Source organism: Mesorhizobium sp. P2_A12 (assembly GCF_056405075.1).
The window spans coordinates 57,102-79,367 of sequence record NZ_JBFUCU010000006.1; the positions used below are offsets into that span (position 1 = coordinate 57,102).

At 55.6% G+C, this 22,266-nt stretch carries 15 protein-coding genes, 2 tRNA genes and 1 pseudogene; 10 read left to right on the top strand and 8 right to left on the bottom strand.

Annotation, left to right across the window (positions count from 1 at the left end; all coding sequences use genetic code 11):
• Positions 1 to 4 precede the first annotated feature (4 nt).
• A complete protein-coding gene (locus AC1DZU_RS15865; RefSeq protein ID WP_477286159.1) occupies positions 5 to 220 on the bottom strand; it encodes an RNA-binding protein in 216 nt (71 codons plus the stop codon).
• Entirely contained in the window at positions 221 to 508 is a 288-nt protein-coding gene (locus AC1DZU_RS15870) for a hypothetical protein (RefSeq protein WP_477286161.1), read from the bottom strand.
• 2,017 nt (positions 509 to 2,525) lie between these two features.
• On the opposite strand from AC1DZU_RS15870, the gene AC1DZU_RS15875 reads away from it, so the two are divergent.
• From AC1DZU_RS15875 to AC1DZU_RS15900, 6 genes are all read left to right on the top strand, one after another.
• Complete coding sequence (locus AC1DZU_RS15875) at positions 2,526 to 2,735, top strand: hypothetical protein (protein WP_477286504.1); 210 nt, start codon at positions 2,526 to 2,528, stop codon at positions 2,733 to 2,735.
• On the top strand, positions 2,663 to 6,037 hold the full coding sequence (locus tag AC1DZU_RS15880; RefSeq protein ID WP_477286476.1) for a WD40 repeat domain-containing protein: 3,375 nt from the start codon (positions 2,663 to 2,665) through the stop codon (positions 6,035 to 6,037). Before AC1DZU_RS15875 ends, AC1DZU_RS15880 begins: the two co-directional genes overlap by 73 nt.
• 115 nt (positions 6,038 to 6,152) lie before the next feature.
• Positions 6,153 to 7,229 carry a hypothetical protein gene (locus AC1DZU_RS15885; protein WP_477286163.1) on the top strand — a complete coding sequence of 359 codons (1,077 nt, stop codon included), beginning with the start codon at positions 6,153 to 6,155 and terminating at the stop codon, positions 7,227 to 7,229.
• A gap of 14 nt (positions 7,230 to 7,243) precedes the next feature.
• Positions 7,244 to 7,837: a hypothetical protein gene (locus AC1DZU_RS15890; protein WP_477286165.1), complete on the top strand. Its 594-nt coding sequence runs from the start codon at positions 7,244 to 7,246 to the stop codon at positions 7,835 to 7,837.
• 623 nt (positions 7,838 to 8,460) lie between these two features.
• Entirely contained in the window at positions 8,461 to 10,593 is a 2,133-nt protein-coding gene (locus AC1DZU_RS15895) for a hypothetical protein (RefSeq protein ID WP_477286478.1), read from the top strand.
• Between the two features lie 206 nt (positions 10,594 to 10,799).
• Positions 10,800 to 11,210 carry a hypothetical protein gene (locus tag AC1DZU_RS15900; RefSeq protein ID WP_477286167.1) on the top strand — a complete coding sequence of 137 codons (411 nt, stop codon included), beginning with the start codon at positions 10,800 to 10,802 and terminating at the stop codon, positions 11,208 to 11,210.
• A 307-nt stretch (positions 11,211 to 11,517) separates the two neighbouring features.
• Here the strand turns inward: AC1DZU_RS15900 and AC1DZU_RS15905 are convergent, their stop codons facing one another.
• The 3 genes and pseudogenes from AC1DZU_RS15905 to AC1DZU_RS15915 all read right to left on the bottom strand — a co-directional run bounded on the left by AC1DZU_RS15905 (position 11,518) and on the right by AC1DZU_RS15915 (position 14,902).
• A complete protein-coding gene (locus AC1DZU_RS15905) occupies positions 11,518 to 12,540 on the bottom strand; it encodes a hypothetical protein (protein WP_477286506.1) in 1,023 nt (340 codons plus the stop codon).
• A gap of 69 nt (positions 12,541 to 12,609) precedes the next feature.
• Positions 12,610 to 13,332, bottom strand: a pseudogene (locus AC1DZU_RS15910) (glycine-rich domain-containing protein); the annotation flags it as partial.
• Positions 13,333 to 13,975: 643 nt separating this feature from the next.
• Entirely contained in the window at positions 13,976 to 14,902 is a 927-nt protein-coding gene (locus AC1DZU_RS15915; protein WP_477286169.1) for a hypothetical protein, read from the bottom strand.
• 767 nt (positions 14,903 to 15,669) lie between these two features.
• On the opposite strand from AC1DZU_RS15915, the gene AC1DZU_RS15920 reads away from it, so the two are divergent.
• A complete protein-coding gene (locus AC1DZU_RS15920) occupies positions 15,670 to 15,942 on the top strand; it encodes a hypothetical protein (protein WP_477286171.1) in 273 nt (90 codons plus the stop codon).
• 202 nt (positions 15,943 to 16,144) lie between these two features.
• Here the strand turns inward: AC1DZU_RS15920 and AC1DZU_RS15925 are convergent, their stop codons facing one another.
• Entirely contained in the window at positions 16,145 to 16,573 is a 429-nt protein-coding gene (locus AC1DZU_RS15925; protein WP_477286174.1) for a hypothetical protein, read from the bottom strand.
• 430 nt (positions 16,574 to 17,003) lie between these two features.
• On the opposite strand from AC1DZU_RS15925, the gene AC1DZU_RS15930 reads away from it, so the two are divergent.
• Positions 17,004 to 17,282, top strand: a complete 279-nt coding sequence (locus AC1DZU_RS15930; RefSeq protein WP_477286480.1) for a helix-turn-helix domain-containing protein — start codon at positions 17,004 to 17,006, stop codon at positions 17,280 to 17,282.
• Complete coding sequence (locus tag AC1DZU_RS15935; RefSeq protein WP_477286482.1) at positions 17,183 to 18,130, top strand: tyrosine-type recombinase/integrase; 948 nt, start codon at positions 17,183 to 17,185, stop codon at positions 18,128 to 18,130. Before AC1DZU_RS15930 ends, AC1DZU_RS15935 begins: the two co-directional genes overlap by 100 nt.
• A 65-nt stretch (positions 18,131 to 18,195) precedes the next feature.
• Here the strand turns inward: AC1DZU_RS15935 and AC1DZU_RS15940 are convergent.
• Positions 18,196 to 18,271, bottom strand: a tRNA-Val gene (locus AC1DZU_RS15940).
• Between the two features lie 217 nt (positions 18,272 to 18,488).
• Here AC1DZU_RS15940 and AC1DZU_RS15945 point away from each other — a divergent pair.
• Positions 18,489 to 18,565, top strand: a tRNA-Asp gene (locus AC1DZU_RS15945).
• Positions 18,566 to 18,916: 351 nt separating this feature from the next.
• On the opposite strand, the gene AC1DZU_RS15950 is transcribed toward AC1DZU_RS15945, so the two are convergent.
• Positions 18,917 to 21,862 carry a hypothetical protein gene (locus tag AC1DZU_RS15950; protein WP_477286176.1) on the bottom strand — a complete coding sequence of 982 codons (2,946 nt, stop codon included), beginning with the start codon at positions 21,860 to 21,862 and terminating at the stop codon, positions 18,917 to 18,919.
• Positions 21,863 to 22,266: the final 404 nt, after the last annotated feature.

A 22,266-nucleotide genomic window follows, 5' to 3' on the forward strand; every position in this document is an offset into this window, starting at 1 on the left:
CTTCTTATACGGACCGCGCTTGCCCGGCTTCGGCGCGGCGCTCTGGCGTCATGTTCTCGGCGCGCTTCTTACCGCCCTTCGCACCAAGTGCCTTGGCGCCAGGGTCTTTGCGGTCGTCGATCACGTCGTCGGCTTCCTCGCCTGTGGCAATGCGCATGACGCGAACCGCGTTGCCGATCACGTCGGCGGGTCGCTTTTGGCCTTTAGGTCCGGTGGGCATCTATACGTTCCAATGTATTGTGATGGTTACGCCGCCTCTCAGGTCGATGTCATTGAGAAGATGCTGGTCGCGTTTCGATTTGAGCCCACCGCTACCGATGCTGGCCATGTAGCCTAGATTGCTTGCCACAGTGCCGTCACGTTGCCCCCATTCCGTCTCGCTTTGGTGGCCGTCTCCATAGGTCCAAGTCTGCGTGCCGACTGGCACGCGGTCATAGCTCTGGTATTTAGCCAACTGCTTCGCCCGCTTTATGAATTCGGCCTTCGAAGCGAATGAAAGCGTGTCCATCCACAAACTCCATGCTCTCCGCTAAGCATATAGGAGGTCGGCCCGATATGGGAAATGCATATTGCATTCCCGTCGAATTTCAAACTGCCCTACTCTTCTGGTTCGGCACGACGCTTCCGAGGCTCGATCGAGGAGAATTATCCGACACCGCGGCAGTCGTGATGCCAAGCGTGAAGCCACCAAAGGAGCCGTCCCTGCTCAAGAGCTCCGGTCAGCGATCAATCTAACCAACTTGGACTAGGGCGTATCGGCTTCTCGGTTCTGTCTATGGTCCTCTTGGTTCCAGCGCTTCGCGCCTTTCAACCTTTCCAATTCTTGGATCATCAGCAAACCATTGGAGGCATCATCATGCCCCGTCGCAGGCGCCTTCCATAAATACATAACTATCGTTGAAACCTGCTGCCCGAATTTCCAGGCAACCGCCGCAGGAAAGCCTGATCCACGACGAACTCTCCAGCCATCCGATCCTCAGTCCATTTCGACCAAACCTAAGCCGAACCAGATTTTCGTTCCCGCTAAAGCGCTCCTAAAACCTACCGGATCCGCTTCCGGGAAATCCGAGTTGCCATCACATCCTGGGTTCAGTGAGACAGCTCAAAATAGATAGAAAATCCAACTTCGATATGGCGAGGGTCTATATTTCCGGCAATGGCACCCAAGATTGCTAACTTCTTCGTCATCTCCCTTCGGAAGCCGGACGACGTTGCTAAAGCCGAACTCCTCAGGGCCACGTCCCCGCCGTTCAATTTCGGGAGGCTCCCCAACGCGATTGAGAACGACGGCAGCCTGCCTCAAAGGCAGTGATCTGATCGGCAGCTGATCTATATCGCTTTCCTCGGTTCGCGGATCGGTCAAACGATAGCGCAACCAACCAACCACCATCACCCATGAAGCAATAGGAGTATTCTCACCATGAGAATCCTTGCACGACGTCAGTTCTCAGACCCGAGTTCCATTACCGGCCTGCCATGGATCCTTTTCTGCAACCTCAACCTGCCGATCGGTACGCCCGTCGACAGGATGGAGCGTCCGTCAAGTCGGTGGCCAGAACGTCGACAGCGTGAATTCCGAGACGGTACGCAAAGACCTGCTCAACCTTGCAAAGCCTCTATCCGAAACTTCGGCCGGGCGATGAAATGGATATACCTGGTTCTGTATCCAGCTGCGCCGCGTCAACGAGGACGTCACCGTCCCGCAGGGTATCAACGAATACAGCATAGATCTCGTCATGCTGCTCACCGGTACGTTCGTCAGTCTCTCGTCCGCATCCGAAGGACTGACCGCACAGCATCCTGCACACCACCATCCTCGGAAGGCTGAGTGGATCCAGAGAAGGGGGCAGGGAAGAATCCTTGCTCCCTTTTTAAGTGCTCACACGATAGAGAAATCCTAAAACTATCTTCGAGATCGTTGATCGCGAAAGTTGGAAAAGTTGAGCTCGTTCCAACCTTGGTTCCAACTTTCTAAATGCTATTCTGACTTTTTCTCAAACATCGGGGATAGAGAACCTAAAATCCAACGATCGCCCGCGTCACGCTCTCGTCCTGGTTTTCGGTCTGGCTTTCGTAGATCCTAATTGTGGCGTGCGGGCATCGCATGCAATGAAACCGAGGCTACCGTCGCCAGTGGAACAAGATCACCGGCGTCGTTATGATGACTTCAGATGCCTCATCATCACTCCAGATGCTCCTGCTGTAAGCCGATGTTCAGTCGCTGCCACGCGGGGCATAGGATCACGCAAGACGCGCGATGACGCCCAGAGCGTCATGACTCGCCCTACCTTGCTGCCGGGTGTCTGGAGATGAACGTCCGCTTCCTAACGCCGCCTAAACGCGATCAGATGAGCGGCTAAGCTGCGAATTTCCGGCAGGACCGACGCCTAAACTCCACTTTCTCGCGTTCCAGACTTCTGGATTATGACAGCAAACAGCGCACCAGCCTATGGCTGCCGGCAAAACAGGGAAGCACATCAGTAAAAATAGGCTCTAGTATTCCTCAGGGGAAAGGAATTCTATTGGTGAAGCAGCACAATTGCTTTCGTTGTGCTAACTGGAAATTGGACGAGGAGGGTGCTGTGTGCCGCCTGAAAAAATGGGTTTTTCTGGTGATTGCGCTGCTGGCTACAGGGCCTTCACTGGGTGCCGATCTGACACAATTGATCATACCTTTCGGCCACTCCGGTCCGTACGTGACGCAGTCGTCAGCGCCGACCACCGTTGGCTTTTGACAGGAGGCGATGACGGCGTAGTGATATTGTGGAATCTTGAAACCGGCCGGCCGGTTGCACGCTATCCAGAACATGATAACGCCATCAATGCAGTCGCCATCAGCCGGAACGGAGCAACGATTTTCTCGTCCCAGGAAATACGGCGTGGCGAATTGCTGCAAAGTGCGACCGGCGCGATCCTGTCCAATTTTGTAACGGAGCCCGACTGGATCGAAAACGCCGCTCTTAGCTCTGACGGGGCTACACTCGCTCTCTCTATATCGCACAACAACGGAACCTTTGACGTCGCTACTGTCGACGTCGAGACCGGGAAGGTGCTGAGACGCTCCCCGCTTTACGATCGACGGCCACTGAATCTGAAATTCTTCGGCAACGATCAAAAGCTCTTCGGTTACGTCGAAGGAACGGCAGTGATAAATTGGGAGACGGGCAAGCTAACGGAAATCGGCAGGAGTCCAATGGCGGCTTTTGGGCTTGCCGTCTTCGATGATGCAAACAACGTTCAATTGAAATTGACCGGCCCGATTCGGGGCCGGCTCGCGCTGTCGATCCTCGACGATAAGCTTTCGCCTGCTCAGCCTATGATAACCTTGCCAAGAGTCGATGGACTAGATGGGGATGCGCTCGCGATGTCTCCCAACAAATCGTGGCTGGCACATGGGGATTCAGGCTGCAACATCGACCTCGTGTACTTGCCCGATCCTTCAAAGCGCACCAGCTTCCATGCTGCCTTCGATCGATTTGGCGGCACGGACACGCTGGTCCTTTCTTTTCTGGATGACGATCACCTCTTTGTCGGTTGCCGGGACGGAAGTTTCGCAGTGTGGGCCGTAGGCGCCCCAGCAGAAGGGGGCGTGCCGTCGCCTGTCATTTCAAGCCAGGTGAATCCGAAAATTGAATTCGAGCGTCGCGCCAAAATATCGTTTCTGCGAGAAACAACTGCCCTTGCGCTTGCGAACACCATTTCTGGCCCTAAGCGTATGGATGTAGATCCACCTCCGCCCAATATCAGATTGCTCGATGCGATATCCGGGCGCGACGTAAATATTGCGGGCCGAGTCCTAGCGGTAAATCCTAGGGATGGAAACGTGCTGACGGTCCAGCGTCTCGATGACGATGTAGATCCTCCGCTCCTCGAACTGAACCTCTGGTCGGCAAGTGGACCGACCAAAGTTTCCAGCATCAAACGGAGTCTCTATCCGGCGTCCGAAATCGCCTATCTCGCAAACGGACAACATCTCCTCTACGCAACCATATACGGATCGCTATATCAGTTGCGTGCTGATTCATTCGAAACCGAGACTCAATATGTGCCTGAGTCGCAATCGCGCACCACCTGTCTCGTGTCGCATCCAACTTCCGATCTTTTCATCCAATGCACCGAGTACGGCCTGCGTGTATTTCGATCCGGCACTTCGCTACCGATAGCGGAATTCAATGGCAACGACCTGGTCATGGACGCAGTGTTCGATACGGATGATCGGTCTGTATTGTTTGCCGGCCGGAACGGTGTGTGGCGTTTTGCCTTCCGAAGCGGCGGGAAGCCCGAACTTGTTATACCCATCAGCCAGTGGGAATCCGATCCCGAAACTCAGATAGTGCGCACTTTGGCGATCTCTCCCGTGGATGGCAGCCTAGTGCTTGGCGCGGACGGCGGAAAGCTGATCGCCGTGCCCCGGACTGGAACAGCATTCGGTACGCCGCGGCGAATCTGGGGGCCGTACGAGGATGTGCGCCGCGTCGTGTTCAGTCCGGACAAGAAGTTGTTGCTGGTTGCCAACCTTGGCATTGACATATTCGACGCAGCGACCTTCGAGCCAAAATTGAGCGTCTTCGAGACATCGAATGGCAGTTGGATCGCGATTGATCCAGCTGGCCGCTTCGACTCCAACAATTTCGATACTCTGAGTGACTTTCGTTGGCGCGTGGCGGGTCAAGATCTGACGAGCTCGATATCGTTCGAAGCATTGATGGAGCCGTACTTCACTCCCGGCCTGATCGGTACTGTGCTGCAAGGAAAGCAACTCTCAAACGTGACCGACACTGGATTGCTCGCGGAACTCCCAGAAGTCTCGATCAGCACAGTTCGGCTGATTGGTCAGGCGCGAGGCGAGGTCATCGTCAAGGTCAAACCGGCGTCCTCAAATGGCAGCCAACAAACAGCCGTGTTCAACTTGAAGCTCTTTCGTGACGGGCAGCTTGTGGCCGGAACGTCGGGAGAAATCCAAAAATCGCACGAGGCGAAAATTGGTTCAGACGGGACGGTCGAGGTGACCTATGGCGTGATGCTGCCACGGGATCCGGCTGTTTCTGACACCGTTTTTTCCGCCTACGCCTTCAACAGCGCAGGACTGCGCTCCGCGCCATCAAAGCCGTTTCATTTTGCCCTGCAGCGGCAGGCCGGGCAGCCGTTCAGCAAGACAATGTACGTCATTGCCGTCGGTATCAATTCGAACGACAATAGCACTCTGGTCCTTAGCCACGCGGTTGCCAGCGCAGAAGCATTCCTTGACGGTTTTCCTCGCGCGATTGATCTTGCCGGTCTGCATTACGAGCTCGTCAAGGTCCCAGTCGAGGCCCGCTCTCCAGGACGGCTCGTACCAGGAGAGCCCAAACCAGCGGTCCTACCGGCGGACAAGAAAACCATCCTCGGCGTTCTTGATATTCTTGCGGGAAAGAATGCGAACACGAACGGCTGGCCGCGCGAGATCGTCGAACGTCTCAAGCCTGTTGGTGCCGACGACTCGGTGGTTCTTTATGTTGCCGCCCACGGCGTCACCCATGAGAACGTTTTCGAGATCATGCCCCAGGACACCAAACCTGATTTCGACATCGGGGGCGGCAAGCTTTGCAGTTGCGGTATAACTGACGCCGAACTCGCCACGTCATTTGCAGCGATCGACGCCAGGCATCTCGTCCTTGTCGTCGATACCTGTTCGTCGGCATCTGCTGTTGTTGCGGAAGGGAGAAAGCCCGGTCCGTTCAACGGTGCGCGGCTTGGGCAGTTGATTTATGACAAGCAGATGATCGTGCTGTCATCGTCCGAACCAACCAAACAGGCAAGCGCGCTCGGCAAGACCTATCTGTCGCAACTGATCTTCGACGATGCGCTGGCGGCCAAGGGGCTGTGGACCTACCCCTCGCATGCTACCCTTAAGGACCTGCTGGATTATGTCGAGTTAATTGCTCCTACAGCAGGCACCGCGGGGGTCGATGAGGTCGAACGCGTGCGATTTCATAGGCTTAGCAAGTCCATAGATGACCGTGCGCGCGAGATAACTCTGAGACAACCTGACGAATGAACCATTTCGACAGACAATTCATCTGGCGGTGGACGGTACGATGACAAGTAGATGTAGAGGCGGACATTTCAATTCTCTTGCATGGATCTTATGCAGTTTGGTTTGGCTAGGCGGTATGCCGATCAGTGGCGCCAAAGCACAGGAAACCGGCGTGCTCCACACAGTTGAAACTGACGCTTATCCAGAGGGGCTGTCTTTCGAATTGCTGGCTGTGAGCAAAGACAACGCAGAAGTCAGGCAGGTCTCGGCAATCGACGCAAAGGTAAATCTGGCTAGCGTGGCTTTGGTCAAACAAGAACCCGCAGAGCTCCTGTCCCAAATCCGCGAAATCATGGACCGCCGCAACTTCAGACTCGACGGCGATCTCGTCGAATTTCTTTTTCGGGTCAACAACAGCCCAGATCTTATTGGTCTGACGCAAAGGCCAATTGTCCTTGTCCCAAATGCGGAAATAAGCTCCTCGGAGATAAGGGGTCGGATCGAAAGCGGCGATAAGTTGGTTATCGTTCTGGACCGCAAACTCAAGGACAATCTACGAAACGAGGTGGCGACTTTCGAAAAGGCATCACAGGAACTGGGGGCGCTGACTAACTCCAACCCTCAGCTCGCGCAAAGAATCGGGGCGATGAGACCTCTTTCCGAGGCTTGGGCAAACGCGCTCGATGCAAGGGAGCGCCCTTTTTCTATACAGTCACTGGAGGACCTCAAAGAACAATTCAAAACGCTGAACGAGATGATGTTGCGCTTTTCACGAGGCGAGAAATTGCAGGATACCGCTCTTGCCACAGCGGAGGACATTCTCGCCGACGGGCAGTATCAGTCGAGGTTCCTCAGCGAGACACTCGGCAGCACGACGCGGCCGGCCGGAGGCACCCGGATGGAGATGGATCTAGAAGTCCGGTTATGGGGCGACCTCAAGATGACCAAGCCTCAATCAGGAATCACGATTTTCTATTCCAAGCCCTATCTTACCAATCCAAATCAGTTCCGCCGTGCTGGCTTGTCTTCACCCGTCAGGTTTTCGGCGATGTACGGCATGTATTGTATCTGGGCAGAGGAGCCGGTTGGAACTGTGGTCACCGAGATCGCCATGCTGGAACCTCCCAGCCATTTCGGCGAACAGGCACCGCCGCTCAACCTGATATATCTCGGCAAGAGAGCCCAAAACTCCCCCAATCGATGCCAGCAGTGATCCGGATGCGCCCCATGGATTCTCACATGATTCTAAGAGCGGGCCAACTGGTAGGGTCGCTGCTTGCGTTGTTCGGTTCGGTGCTGCTTGCTGTTGCTCCGCCTCTGCCTGACTCAGCCTGTAACGGGCTCGGCAGCGAGACTACAAATTCGCAAATCGCGTCCTTCATTGTATTAGCGCTGACACTTGTCATTCTCGCGGCAACCCGGCAACGCCGGACGCTCGCCAGACAGAGAACATGGTTGTTGTTGGCGCTTGCCACATTCGTGGCGTCGATCGTGCTGGCGCCTATATACCTTGCTTCCCGTCAAGGCCTTACAGCAGCCATCTATGACGCAAGTCCCGAGTTGTCGGGAAACAGGGTCGTAGTCGGACTGTGGACAAATCCCGGGAGTCTTAAGAAAGCCAACGATCGAGGATTCACCAACGCCACTGACATGATAAAATTCTATGGCTGTGACGAAGCCATTCCTCTGCTTTGGCCGTGGGCCGCTGTCATCTCGTCCTATCTTCTGCTTATGACACTTTATATCTCCTGCCTGTTGGTGATCATCACGTGTCTGTTGTCCGTCAGCGAAGGTGTGTTTGGCGAGTTTAGGCGACACTGATTTTCTGTTCACCATGCCGCCCGAGATCTAACGGGCTTTGTGGAGAAAGTCAGTCCTGCGATCACCGCAGCGGGCAAGAGATAATAGAGCTTTTTATTTTCTTGGTGCTCGCGCCTAAGTCCTTCCCGACTCGTCCGAGTTGTTGCCGAGACGGGTCGGCAAGCCGGCTTGGCAGCCGCCCGTTGTTGGCCATCGGCCCGGCCCGGTAGAAGTCCGGATTGGTATAAGAGCAGTCATCGGTGGCAACGGTTCTAGAGTTCGTGCGCTGGATAAATGGCGGAACGCTTGCCTCCTGAGGTTTTCCGCCGCGTGTCGGCCATAGAGGCATTCCTTTGCCTCCGCCGAGAAGCAGATATCCGAGAACACAATGCTCGTGGTCAGGTCAAAAGCCGACACGGGTGGAGGTCGACTTTGACTGGCGCGCTTTGATTATCTGAATCGAACTGAACCTAGATAAATCGATAGGAAGTGACCTAGGACGCCGATACTATCATCCGTCCTCGCTATCGCGTCGACATGTGAAATTGCGTTTGGTTCGGGTAATGAGGGCTAAGGTGGAGGACCAAGTCAGACAAAAGGACCAGAAGCTTGCCGCTGATCGCTTGCTACCATGTGATATTGTCATGGCTGGCGGCGTAACAAGCGGCGTGATCTATCCAGGCGCGGTGGCGATGATCGCGCGCCGATACTCGTTTCATTCGATTGGGGGTACTTCTGTTGGCGCAATCGCCGCGGCAGTCACAGCTGCGGCAGAATATGGACGCCGCACGGGGCGCAATCCGAAATCTTTCGAAGATATCGCCACGATGCCCAAAAGCCTCGGCGATGTCGCACCTGACGGGCACTCGCGCCTTTTTCATTTGTTTACCCCCGAGAAGTCAACAAAGCCTTTGCTTGCCCTCGTCGCGCCGCTCATGAGCGCTAAGAACTTCAGCGGAAAGTTCATAGGCATACTCTTCGCATCCCTTTCCGCTTGGCCGCTCGCGGTTGTGATGGCTGTCACGTCGCTGATAGGCGGCGTGCTAGTTGTGGATCAGTTCCTTAGCGGCCGTTTCATTCTTGCTGTGATCAGCCTGTTCGCTGCCTTGTGTCTCGTGTTGGTGACGTGGCTTGTGATGCTCATCACCGTGTTGATCCGCCGATGGCTGCCGCTGTGGCGGGCCAACGGTTATGGGATCTGCACAGGGAAATCGACACCTTCTTTCCTAGCCAATCGGGCCGTCGCATCGTTCGAAGGCCTTTCGCCATGGATGCATCGAGTAGTGCAGGCAGCCGCAGGGCGATCTATCCATGAGCCGCCGTTGACGTTCGGCGAATTATGGAGCGCGCCAGAAACGGACGGCGCAAAGTCAGGCGATACCGGCCCGACGGCACCCCGCTCCATCGATCTTGCAATGATCGCCAGTGACATCAGTCGCAATCGCACCGTCCAACTTCCATTTCTGGAATCACTGTCACCAATTTACGCGGACATTGCGACCCTGCGCCGATACTTCCCGGCTGAAATCGTTACGTGGATGGTGGATAAGGCAGGCGAATACGAGGATCGCTGCGAGCGTCGGGACGGATGGATAAGACTTCCCCAGCCACAGAACTTGCCGCTCGTCTTCGCTGCAAGATTGTCGTTGAGTTTTCCCGTGCTGCTTTCTGCCGTTCCGCTTCTCACGCCCGACATTGCCAGTGGCAGGACAGCCGACGGGAAGATTCCGATGCGCTCGGTCTGGTTCTCGGACGGCGGGTTGACGTCGAATTTCCCGATCCACTTTTTCGATTCCCCGATTCCGTCCCGGCCGACATTTTGCCTGAATCTCATTGATTACGGCACGGGAGCGCCGACTGTCGCGTCCGATGAACCGCGGGAAGCCGAAGTCAGCGGCCATGCGGAAGAAAAAGCGATCGAGCGCCCGCACGACGAGCGGCGCACCGCGAAGAACCGGCCCGATATAACCCCACCTGACGATCCGAAACCTCGCGAGAGGGTCTGGGAGTTCATTTCGATGGCGAGGGGAAACCAGTTTTCGCCGGCGCTATTTACCGCATTCGATGCCGCGTCAGGTCTCGGCCTTGTAGAATTTTTCACCGCGCTTCTGAACACGGCAAGGTTTTGGAGCGACAACGAAATGCTTCTAGCACCGGGGGTTCGCGACCGCGTCGTTAACATAGCATTGCGCGATGATGAAGGTGGCCTGAACCTTGATATGGACGCTAAGGTTTTGAACGATCTGGATTTCAGAGGCCGCGCCGCGGGTCTTCTGATCGCCGCGCGCTTCGATCCAGAAGCGACACATGATCCCGAAACTGGCAACAAAAATATCCAGGTTTTCGCCAACCACCGATGGGTTCGGTACCGCAATGTTATGGCTGCATTTGAAGACATTTCCAGACGCTTCGCTACATCGAGGCGAAAATCCGACGAGGCAGCCGTCGATCGCAGCGAATCACTGCTGGACCAAATGATCGCGGGGAAGGCTCGCGAGAAACTGGGCTATCCGGTTCTCGATGAGGCTCGCGCTTTCTATCGCAAATATACCGACGAACTCGAACAGCTCGCACAAGCAATGGCGGAAACCACGAGAGCCGACCGCATCAATACATTCGACCGGGTGCGACCGTATGGCGAAGGAGTTTCAAGAACACCGCTTGGTGCCGCGCCGCGACCAAAGATGCGAATCAGGCTGCGACCGCTGGCCGACAATGACCCACGCGCTGAGCACGCGGACCTTCCCGCGCCTTTACCAAATGGGGCCGATGGATAATCAGATGACGCCAAGCGCGTGAAGCGTTCACACGAAGGACTTGATGGAACAGGACACGCACGAAAACGACCTCGCGTTCGCCTAGACTCATAAACTCAGCGTAGCAAACAAAGTCGTCGCGCTTTGGCCTAACACTGGTAGGATGATTGTTGGTCATTGCAACTTGGTCGTGTTGCCAAATCTAGAAGTGAAAAAAGGAGGAACGCGTGTTCATTGACCTGACCGATCACAACGGCAATCAAGCATCCATCGACCCGAAAAAAGTTATCAAGATCCGTTCGGCTCTGTTAGCAGAGGAGCCAAAGGGAACTGTTTTTGTGGATTACGCCACAAATGGGGTGTTTGCCCGCGGTAGATTCGACGGAATATGCGCGCTTTTCGCGCCTCACATTCGGCTTGCTATGCTCCATTTGCCAACGGGCTCCTCAGTGGCGTTGAACGCTGACGGTATTTCGGCGGTGCAGGTTAGTCCGGTTGTAAATGGTAAGCCGTCGTACCCTGGAAAATCCGTGGCCGTAGTCGACCAGGCGCACTGGAACAATAGGGTAGAGGCTCGAAATATGATTGCACTGAAAGAAACGGTAGCTGAAGCGACAGAGATTATCGCGGCCGCTTAACAGATTGTCACGGTTTACCTTGCTTCAGCTCTGCATTCACCAGGTCTGAGTGGCCATTTACGAAGGATTTCTGTTGAGATTCCGCAAGCGCCGGACGGGGCAATAGGCATTTCTCGCTTGCAGTAGTAGACCGCTCCCGAAATGTGGGAGCTGATCCGCCAACAATCGCCTGCGGGCTCGGCGTATTGACACTGTCAATCCTATGTGGGTCCGCCCGCCCCTAGCGCGATGACGTTGACGCCCCTACGGAAGTTGCGAGTATTTCAGGATCGCTATGAAAAGCACGAAGTGTGGGCGTACCATTAGACTAGTTGGGCTGGATATAGACGTGGATAGTGAGATCGACCCGGGGGCCGGAGCTACTGTCACCCCCGCCGCCAGAGCCATCGCCGGCCCCTCCCATATTCTCGGCACTTGAGTCCCCGGAACTGCCCTGAGCTCCTCCCCCTGTGTCTGGCTCAGAATCACCAGATCCCCCTTTCCCTCCGGGAACGCCGCTGTCTCTGCCGCCGACTGTTGGCTCATCGCGCCTTAAACCGCCGTCTCCGCCGCCCATTCCGGCACCACGAGAGGGTAGGTTCGGTGACGTTCCCGGTGCTTTTGCAGGCCCTGGGCCCAGACCATTTGTGCGAGCGGGAGGCGACTCTTTGCTTCTGACGTTGCCGCCAAAAAAATCAATCGGCGCTTGACGATCACTTATTTGACGATTGTGTCGGTTAACCAGCTCTTGTCGAAACGATAGAGAATACGCCCTAATATTATTAATTGTCGAAATGGTAGCTTCGGTCAGAGGGAAGTCTACTTTACCGCTTCCATCAGATTTTCCCATTTTATCTTCTATGAATTTTGCTGCGGCGTCATAAGCCGCAGCCATCTCTTCAACTTCCACGCCGGTTAAATCTTTAAGCTTTGGCGCAAGTGGATAGTCGATTCCAGGTGCGTTCGCAACGGAAGGAATCAAAGAAGCAAGCAATACTGACCATATACTCGTTGGTACGCCAGCTTTAGATATAAGCGCGCGCAGAAACGCGGCTAGGGACATTTCTGTCGAAAACAATAGCGCCGCTTTTGTCGGATAGTCCATTGTAGAGAAATCGTATTTATGAAGAACCTCAAATGTGCCTTTTGGACAATCCCCCTTAAGCGCATCGCTTTGGCGCCGAAGCTCCTGCAGGAGAAAATCGAGTGACGATGCATTTGCAGGGTCCTGCTTTCCAGCAGCGGGCACCTTTTCTTTTGGGGGCAAGCCGGTGGACGCAAAGCTAACAACGATATTGTCTTTGATCTTCAGAAACTCTGGAAGGGCCATTCCAACCTGCAGCTCAACCATCCCAGCTTCACCTGCCGCGCCCGAAAACTTTCCGGCGACCTTGACGCCTGGCCGCCCGTGTAAATAGGTACCTGGAATAGGCGTCACAAAATTAATGCTCGCACCGTCTCCACCCGCGCCGGCGTCGACTTGGAGGCGCCCGCCAGGCCCGCCCTTTACCTCCAGTGGAATGACGAATCTAACATCCAACTGACCGTCCGAACCGGATACACCCCGAGGCATCCCACCATTGCCGCCCATAGATGGGGCCGGCCAATCGGACACTTCGGTCTTTACTGGCGTTAAACCTGTCGCAACGTATATCCCACCCAACCCTCCCTCTGCAGTCAATTGCTGGTCAAAAGAGGGATAGACGACAGTAGCGGTGCCCGGCGCTCCGTTGAACTCGCCCCACAAGTCTGGCCCAGCCTGCCCCCCCTTGCCGACAGTCCAAGCTACGGTGCGGTCGCCCGAGATCTCCGCCTCAGAAAATACTATTGCCCCTGAACCTCCTCCAGCGCCGACCCGGCCGGTTGAGCCAACCAACATGCCACTTGAGCCACCGCCGCCACCACCAACGGCAATGATCCGAAGTACGTGCCCCTCGAACTCGGGGCCGAAGACGAATGACCCATCAGTTTGAAAGATTCGGTTGAACGTGGGTTTAGCTGGGGAATGCTGCGTTCTTTGCACGGCGTTACCCCCCCGAAAAAACGGTTGTGTTTTTGCACCAGGTGTTTTGCGCTTTGACGTCTTGTTGGTCGATCTCTCTGGTAGGACATGGCCGGACTCCAGCGGCGACACAAGGCTCACACAACGGCGACCGTTTTACGAAACTGCGGCGGTGAGCAGCTTGTCATAGCACCAGTTATTTTGAAAGAGGGCAGGCACACTTCGCCGGCCCCTTCAGTCGGCGTATACACCTGTCCGAAGCTGAACACCCAGTTGCAATTTCTGTACTGTCGTTCCGACAAAGATCAAGGCACTGCAAACCGTTGAAATTCCTTAGGGCGGAGACTGATTGCCTAACCCAATCATTGGCCGGGCAGGCGCACTGCGTTGTGCTCATGTGAGCAAAACGATTGAGGCAAGAGGCAACCTCCGAGCAGGCCAGATCCTACTCGGGCCAAACCAAGATCGAAACACGGCCTGGTATCTCGGCGTCGACATTGAAGATGCGCTGACCCTTTCAGAGGGCATCAAAATATGGAACAAAGAGAGTGCTCGGGACGTGCTGAAAGGCCGTCAATGGCGTTACAAGTCACATGAGACGACCCATTTTTGCATGACTTGCATATGTGTACAGCGATACTGCGGCTGTTGGGGGCGAGTTAGCAGGGCGGAGTTTCGGTTTAGACAACATTGTGTCCGGGCTTGACCCGAAGCGTCCAGCGGGACTTCGGTGACCTCACCGACCTATCACCGCCTAGGGCCGCAGCCTCCCAGAGTTAACAGACTACCTCTGAAGGGAAAAACGGATCCCGCCATAGGGATGCCCCTCGATTACTGGTCGACCGCTGTCGCCCCAAATGGAGAGTACGACGAAAATCTCTTGACGATGGGCCTGCGGGAAATACGAGGCAGCGAACTGAATTTCGCCATGATACTCGACCTGCCGAATCTCGATGCCAATCCCCGTCGTCCTGTCAGCGCCAATGAATTCGTAGTCCCAGGTGGTCCGCAGCTTTCCGATATCACCGCATTTTGGGTGTGTTCCGGATCCGCCATAGAGTTCGTCGCAAAACCAGTTGTCGGGGGGCATGGTAACGATTTCGTCGTGATCCTTTGATCGGTCCATTGACGGCTTGCCAAAGAGCTTTTTCAAGGTCTCGAGGGCCGTCAATATTTTGTCGCAAGAGATTTCTTGTTCGCCCATATCGAAGCTCAAGGCGTCTTCGCTCCTCGCCCATTTCTCGTAAGCCGGATCAAGTCCTGGGGGTCGGGTTGCGAAGTCATACTTCTCCTCGCTGCACTGCGCCTGAACGGACATCCATTTCAATTTGTCGTCGGAGCCAAACGAGTAGTCGGCATCGCCCTGGACGCCAAAGAGAGCGCCCGGTGAAGACAGGGTTGTGCCGCCGTTGGATCGCAACTCGAGGGGGTTTCGAGAGCCTAATGCCTTGCGGGCCTTTGCCAGGTCATCGCCGATCCACAAGGTCGGTGGATCAAAAATAGCTTGCTTTGCTGTTCCGTTATCTAAACAGACGTAACCATAAATTGTGTTCTTGTATCCGTTGATTACGACGTTGCAGACGCCTGTCGGCGTACTGCCGCCTGCATGCGAAACCGAGATACCGGCCAGTTCGACCAAGCCAAGCATGGCAAGGGGCGGCAGCAAATAAGTCAAAGCTCTAGCGAGCGAGTTGGTTAATAAATTGGCCATGGGGATGTCCCTATATCAGGGGGCGGCCGCTATCGCCCCAAGTTTTTAACAATGAATGATACCGCCGTAGAATCCCGATCACCTGGCTTGCAGTGAATATGCCCTGCCCTTCGACAGTGGGTCAAATGGAGCGCTGCGCTCCCTCGTCAGCGTCGAACCCAACGCCTGTATTTGCCAATCAACAAGCATCAGCCTTCGACGAAAGAAATATCCTACCAATTCACTGATCAGGGCGATAGATGGCCCACGCAAATGCGAAACCTTGACCTCTCACCCGAATGATGGACTTGTGCTTCTACTGCAGGAGGGCAGTTCAGGACCTATTGACCAAAGCTTCGAAAATCGTCCTGTGCGCAACTGCTAGGTTCCACAGGTTGTTCCGAAGCTGACGGCGAGTCGTCGTCAGGCCGGTCATGCGCGACTGCCGGCGGAGACTGTCAATGGGTTCCAGGCCTCACCTCAACCTAGCCGGAATTCTAGCATCCGCTCGGCGCAAAGCGCCGGTACTACGCTGGAACACAAAGGGCGGATTCTGGCCCAATCGTCCCGGAATCGGTTGTGCCGCTTTCGGCCCAACCCGGGGGCTCATTTTCTTGCCCAGACAGTCGGCAGTGAGCGCATTGCCGCCCAACAGCCTTGGGGCTGACGGCGAAAAGGCAGCGTCCAGGTGAGCGGCTGCAAAAAGCCACCCCTAGCCATCCGACCGACGATGAGGGGACGCGACATCGAGGACAGGGTGTCTCGCTTAGCGCAAAGCATGGAGGTCGATGGTGGCCAAAAGTCGGTCGAATTTTTACCCACCTTTTTATGCAGGTGTAATGGCGCCAGGCTTCAGCGCGGGTGCCTTCTGGACGGCGCTCAATGCCAAAAATGGTAGCTTGGCTTTTGCTGTACCTGTCTATGTCGGATGGGCAGTTGGGCTTTACGTCGATCAACTGCTTAGCGCAGAGAGAAAAAAGACGGCCGCTTTGGAATTTCAGATACATCTCCGCGAATTCCACCAAGAAGTTGAAAGGCAGCGCAATGCCGACAGGACCTAAAGCTTAAAAACGCCCGCCGACGTAATCGGCAATGCCGTCCGCGTCATGCGTATTGCAACCGGCGAGGAAGCAGACGACGTGATTGACGACGGGAAAGACCCCCCCAGCCAGATGACAAGTACAGACGTTGGAGCCGAACGATCCTCAGCGTCAACCACAGAGACACAATATATAGATAATATATTCTGTTATTTTCTGACCATTATCTCTTAATAATATGAAAAATAGCTCGCGTCATATCCCACAATATATTGTGGGGTTTCGCCAGAACAAGCGCTTGCTCGCCAAATATTTCAAGTATACCGTTTTCACCACCAAGGAGTTCCAACTGAGCTAGCAGGATCAGATTCAGATCCGAGGCAAGGGGCGACTTGGCTCTGGGAGTTTCAAACAGCTCTACTCGCGCTTGGAGGAGATCGGACTCGTGCTGGTCAAGATAAGAGGGATCCACAGAGTTAGGTGTCAGTTGGCTGACGGATCCAGGGAGACCTACTACTACGCTTGGCGTGGTGGTCCCCGCATGAAGGAGAAGCCTCACACCGAGGCTTTCTCCCGGGAGTACGCCCTGCTCAAGGAAAAGGCCGCAGAAGCGAGCAAGGTGATCCTCACTCTGGATCACCTGATCGAGCACTTCACTGGCCTGAAAGGCGCCCACCCCTGGAGCGCGTGGCGAATGTCTTCGGGCTTGCTCCGTGAGATGGCTGCCATTCAGTCAACAGTGGTTTCAATAAACATAACGGCTCCTAAAAGCCTATCCTCTTTGAGTCGGTGGGGTGGGCTATTGAGGCGTTGCGTCGGATTTTGTCGGCGCACCCACAATATAATGTGGGGCTGCAGGAACGTTAGACCCTTGATTTCGAAACCATTCCAAAATAATTTTGGCTTGCCTAAGTCGACAAACGTATATCCCTTTCTAATAGAACTATTGTCGGTCAGGCTGCTAATCGGCTGACTATCGGTTGTTGTGCGCAACCTTATAATATGGGGCGTGGCGAAATGTCTAAAAACGTCGGCATCGTGGGGACGGCACCATGAACCAATGCAAGGTCTACACGCCCGCGATGCTAGCAGACAGGTGGGCATGCTCCGAGCGCCATGTGCGCAACATGATTGCATCCGGCGAGCTTCCGGCATTTAGATTGGCCGGGAAGCTTCTGCGCATCAGAGGGGAGGACGTGGAGAACTTCGAATGTCAAACGAACCCGAATGGACAATCACCAAGCTCAGAGGAGAGCTTTGCATCTCCTGGTACGAAGGCGACATACGCCGACGTTATCGACTTGGAACCGACGATCGGAAGGAGGCGGCCCGCCGCGCCCCGGCTCGATATGCGGAACTGACACGTCCGAAAGGCTCCGCTGTCAAGGATCTCTGGACGGCCTACTGCATAGACAAGGCAGGCCGATCAGTCGTCACGACGATGAGCTACACCTGGAAGGCCCTGGCTCCGTTCTTTGCCGACAAGGAAGGCGAAGCGGTGACGCTCGCCGACTGCCGCGCCTATACCGCGGCACGGCGCAAGGACAACAAGAAGGATGGCTCGATCCATACGGAGCTGGGCCACCTTCGCTCGGTCCTGGTCTGGGCGCGTAAGCAGCGGCTAATCCCGTTTGCGCCCGACATCGAGCGTCCCGCCAAGCCCGATCCAAAGGAGGGATATCTCACCCGGCCGGAGGTCACCCAGCTCCTGGCCGCCGCAAACTCGGCGCACATCAAGCTGGCCATCCAGCTGATGATCGCCACCGGAGCCAGAGTGGGCGCTGCCCTGCAGCTGACCTGGGATCGTGTCGACTTCGACCGGCGCATGATCCAGCTGCGCAATCCATTCGACAAGGCGCACCGCAAGGGACGCGCCACCGTGCCGATCAATGATGGCTTGCTCGCGGCCCTGCAAGAGGCTCAGGAAGGCGCTTTGACTCCCTACGTTCTGGAGTGGGCCGGCGACAAGATCCTGTCGATCAAGAAGGGCATCAAGACGGCCGGAACCAAGATCGGAAGGCCCGATGCTTCGCCCCACATGCTGAGGCATTCGGCTGCCGTCTGGCTCGTCGAAGATGGCCACCCAATGGAGGCTGTTGCCCAGTTTCTGGGTCACTCAAACACCGCAATGACATATCGGGTTTATGCCCGCTACAGCCCGGAATACCTGCGGAAATTGACCGCTTCGCTAGAGCTCCAGGTTCAGTGAACCGACAGACCACTTCGTAAAACAGGGTAGATCTATGAAAAAGTATAAGAAAATCAAAAGGTTGGTGGTGGGCGATGACGGGCTCGAACCGCCGACATCTTCGGTGTAAACGAAGCGCTCTACCAACTGAGCTAATCGCCCGCTCCGGGCGGGACCTTTAAGCTGTCGAGGTCGGCTTCGCAAGGTCAAATGAGCTGGGGACGCCCTGGTTGGAGACCGGTTTTGCCAACAAAACGCCGGCTGTCAAAAAACCTTCTCCTGTTTGCTGTTATGCTGTCTTGCCACGCTTGACACCCGGTGGCGAACCCCTTATCCAGCGCCCCAACGACGAACACGGCTGACACGTGCTCGTCAATGCGCGGGTGTAGCTCAGTTGGTTAGAGTGCCGGCCTGTCACGCCGGAGGTCGCGGGTTCGAGCCCCGTCACTCGCGCCATTTATTTCAAGGGGTTAGCTACCGCCCCTTGAAAAGTTTCAACTCTCATTTTCCGGAGAGTTTGAACTTTTTGCATTCATTCCGCTCCTGGCCGAACAGCTTTCTGCCCTTGCGGCGGATGGCATCGGCGGAACGAACGCTGGCCAGATAGGCCTTCTGCAGCGCCCTGTTCTCGTCGATTCGAATTGCCCATCTTGGCGGAAATCGCTCCGGCCGAAGCGCCGCCTGCGTTGGCCTCGACGGCGCCGGAACACCGAGTGAAGTCCGCACCCACCTTCACATGGGTTTGAAGCTGCCTTCAGCCCATCCCACCGGGAAGCCCGCACCAATTCCCCCGGCGGCGGGCTTTATTCACACGACGACGAAATCGGCGTTGGTCACCGCTAGGTTGGCGGCCAGCGTAGCGAAATGGGTTGAGCCGCCAGCGGCACCGCCGTTGCTGTCGTAGTAAAGCCAGCCCGTGTCCGTTTCGTAGATGATGTGCTCCTTCGCAGTGGTGGCGGCGCCCGACGCGTTGGCGACAAACTGGTCGGCGCTGAGTGTTCCATTGGCGCCAAGCGCTGCGAAGATGGCGTTGTCGACCTGTATGGTGTCGTCAACCACCGAGAAGTCAGTGATGGTATCGACATTGGTCGAGGCGTTGAGCGCCGTGGTGAAGACGAAGCTATCATGCCCCGTGCTGCCGGATAACGTGTCGTTGCCGCCGAGGCCATTGATGACGTTGGCACCCGAATTGCCGGTGATGATGTTGGCGATCGAATTGCCGGTGGCATTGATCGAGGCCGCACTCCGGAGTGCCACGTTCTCGATGTTGCCCGTGAAGTGGTTGCCGTCACTGAGATTGATCGAGATATAGCCATTGACGATATCGGTGCCGTTGGCGCCGGCGGTGCTTTCACTGACGATATCGCCGACGTTGTCGACGAAGTAGGTGTCGTTGCCGATGCCGCCCTGCATGGTGTCGGCGCCTTCCTTGCCGTCCAGCGTGTCATTGCCGCCAAGGCCGATGAGCGTGTTGACGCCCGAATTGCCGTTCAGCGCATTGGCCAGGCTGTTGCCGGTGGCGTTGATCGAGGCTGCACTGCGCAATGCGACATTCTCGATATTGCCCGTGAAGTGGTTGCCATCGCTAAGGCTGATCGAGATATAGCTGTTGACGATATCGTTGCCGTCGGCGCCGGCGGTGCTTTCACTGACGACATCGCCAGCATTGTCGACGAAGTATGTGTCGTTGCCGATGCCGCCCTGCATGGCGTCGGCGCCGGCCTTGCCGTCCAGCGTATCGTTGCCGCCAAGCCCGATCAGCGTGTTGACGCCAGCGTTGCCGTTGAGAATGTTGTCAATCTGGTTGCCAGTGCCGTTGATATTCGCCGATCCAGTCAGCGTCAGATTTTCCAGCTCCTGGCCGGAGAGATTGAAGGAGATGGAGCTGTTGACCGTATCGGTACCCTGGCCATTGAGCTCGATGACATGATCGCCGGCATTGTCGACAAAATAGGTGTCGTTGCCTTGAGCTCCGCTCATCGTGTCGGCGCCAAGAAGGCCATCGATGATGTTGTTGCCGCTGTTGCCAGTGATGATGTTCGCGGTGGAATTGCCGGTGCCATTGATGGACGCGGCACTGCGCAGCGCCAGGTTCTCCAACTCCTGGCCGGAGAGATTGAAACTCACATAGGCCTGAACATTGTCGACGCCCTGGCCGTTGGCCTCGATCACCTGATCGCCGACGTTGTCAATGAAGTAAGTGTCGTCGCCGGCCCCTCCGTAAAGGTGATCGCTGCCTGTACCCCCGACCAGCGTGTCAGCCAGCGGCGTGCCATAGAGCGTGTCGGATCCCGCGCCACCGTCGATATAATGCTCGTTGCCAGACAAATGAACGACATCGTCCAAGCCGGACGTGCGAGCATCCCCTACGACGGTGAGGAAAATGGGAGACGACCCCTGCTCACCGGTTTGGATTTCGCTGATTTTGTGGGTGCCGGCAGTCGTTCCGTCGGTAATCCAGAGTTCATCGTTGACAACGCGGTTGTTCGTGTTGACATCGCCACCCACAAAATCGGTGGCATGAAAGATCAGCCTGTTTCCAAGCTGCGTGTAGCCTGAAATGTTGTCATATTGCGAACCATTTAGGGCAACATCGCTTACCGTATCGATATCCTTCACAAGTTGCGTAACACCGGTCTGGGTATCATAAGTATAGAGCGCCGACATTCCTTGGTTGCTGTCCTGAAAGCCCTCAAAGAAGATCTTGTTGCCAAGTGTGCCGATGTCAGACGGTATAGCGTGGATAGCATGCCCCATATAGGTCATACTGACCGCCTGCGTTCCAGCACTGGTCCCGTCCGTGCGCCAGAAATCATAACCGGTGAGGCCGAGAAACGCGCCGGGCTTGACCTGCAGGAAATAGAATTTGCCGTTGACCACCGCGGAGCGATCCTCGATTGCAACGACACCGTCATTTCCTAGTGGAGCCGTGTCCACCAGAAGATGTGTCCCTGGACCGGTTCCGTCGGTGACCCAAAGCTCACTTCCATGCGTGCCGTCGTTTGCGACGAAGAACGCCTTGTTACCCAGGGCCACGAAAGCGTGGGAAAGGTTGGGACCGGCGGTGACCATCGATCCGATCGCTCCCGGACGGACGTCCAGGAGGAGATGCGTTCCTTGCGAGGTGCCGTCGGAAATCCATGGCTCTTCGCCATTTGCTCCCGTCTGGTTGGTGAAGATCACCTTACTGCCGAGTTGGAAGAAGGATGATGCTACCCCATGGGAATTATTGGGGCCGGTGCTCGAAAAGCTGAACGCAAGCGTGCTGTCATTCGCATTCAGTCTATAGACAAAAGTCTCGTTGAGGGCCACGTCGTCGTATTGAACGTATGTACTTTGATTAAACGTAAAAAATTCAAAAAGGTTTGCCGTCGTTCCAGGTAAATTAAGCAATGACTTGGTGCCGGCGACTGTCCCATCACTTGCGTATATGTAATTTGGATTTCCGCCTGGGTCCTGCCCGTTGTAGACATGGCTATACAGTCGCGTACCATCGGAGAATTTTTCCTGCCCCCCCAACTGAAAGGATGCAGAAAGTTGCGCAGTCTCGGAATAGAAATCTGTAATCGGAATGTTATTGGTATCTGTGACGAAGGCGCCCCCGTCGATTGCGAACAACTGCTGTATACCGCTTGCTTGGCTATCGAACGGGTTTAAGTAGAGGTGTACTAGTTTCGTACCCGAGGTAGTGCCATCGGATTCATAGAGGCCCCAACCGCTGTCACCCTGCGCGGCAAAGAAGACATTGCCCATACTGCCCCCCATCCCAAATGGTCATTTTTCGCGGCGACATGACGATTTTTGAGTCGTGGACCCCCACCAAGCTTCGGCGAATTTCTGAGCGGTAAAGTATAGCTCCAATCTTGCGATCCTTTATTATGTGATCCTTTATTAGCAAGTATGCACGTAACAAATCCGTGATGGGCATTAACTCTAGATCGAGAGGTTTCTGCGAAGCGCTTTCCGCCCTACGCGTCGTGCCTCGTCCACTCGGCGGACCATCTCGACTTGCCGGCCATTGCCTTCAGGACATCGGCCCACCCGATCCAGATTCCGATCAACTGACACGCTTGCAACGGCAAGTCTGGCCGCTCCACGCGCCCAGAACTTCGCACTGCGCCCGAAAAAAGTCGTCGTCGCGATGCGAAGCTGGTGGT

Bases quoted from the DNA above. Each gene is read 5' to 3' on its own strand.
- AC1DZU_RS15865 (WP_477286159.1), bottom strand. From the start codon at position 220: ATGCCCACCGGACCTAAAGGCCAAAAGCGACCCGCCGACGTGATCGGC.
- AC1DZU_RS15870 (WP_477286161.1), bottom strand. From the start codon at position 508: ATGGACACGCTTTCATTCGCTTCGAAGGCCGAATTCATAAAGCGGGCG.
- AC1DZU_RS15885 (WP_477286163.1), top strand. From the start codon at position 6,153: ATGCCGATCAGTGGCGCCAAAGCACAGGAAACCGGCGTGCTCCACACA.
- AC1DZU_RS15890 (WP_477286165.1), top strand. From the start codon at position 7,244: ATGGATTCTCACATGATTCTAAGAGCGGGCCAACTGGTAGGGTCGCTG.
- AC1DZU_RS15895 (WP_477286478.1), top strand. From the start codon at position 8,461: ATGGCTGGCGGCGTAACAAGCGGCGTGATCTATCCAGGCGCGGTGGCG.
- AC1DZU_RS15905 (WP_477286506.1), bottom strand. From the start codon at position 12,540: ATGGTTGAGCTGCAGGTTGGAATGGCCCTTCCAGAGTTTCTGAAGATC.
- AC1DZU_RS15915 (WP_477286169.1), bottom strand. From the start codon at position 14,902: ATGGCCAATTTATTAACCAACTCGCTCGCTAGAGCTTTGACTTATTTG.
- AC1DZU_RS15920 (WP_477286171.1), top strand. From the start codon at position 15,670: ATGGTGGCCAAAAGTCGGTCGAATTTTTACCCACCTTTTTATGCAGGT.
- AC1DZU_RS15930 (WP_477286480.1), top strand. From the start codon at position 17,004: ATGCTAGCAGACAGGTGGGCATGCTCCGAGCGCCATGTGCGCAACATG.
- AC1DZU_RS15950 (WP_477286176.1), bottom strand. From the start codon at position 21,862: ATGGGCAATGTCTTCTTTGCCGCGCAGGGTGACAGCGGTTGGGGCCTC.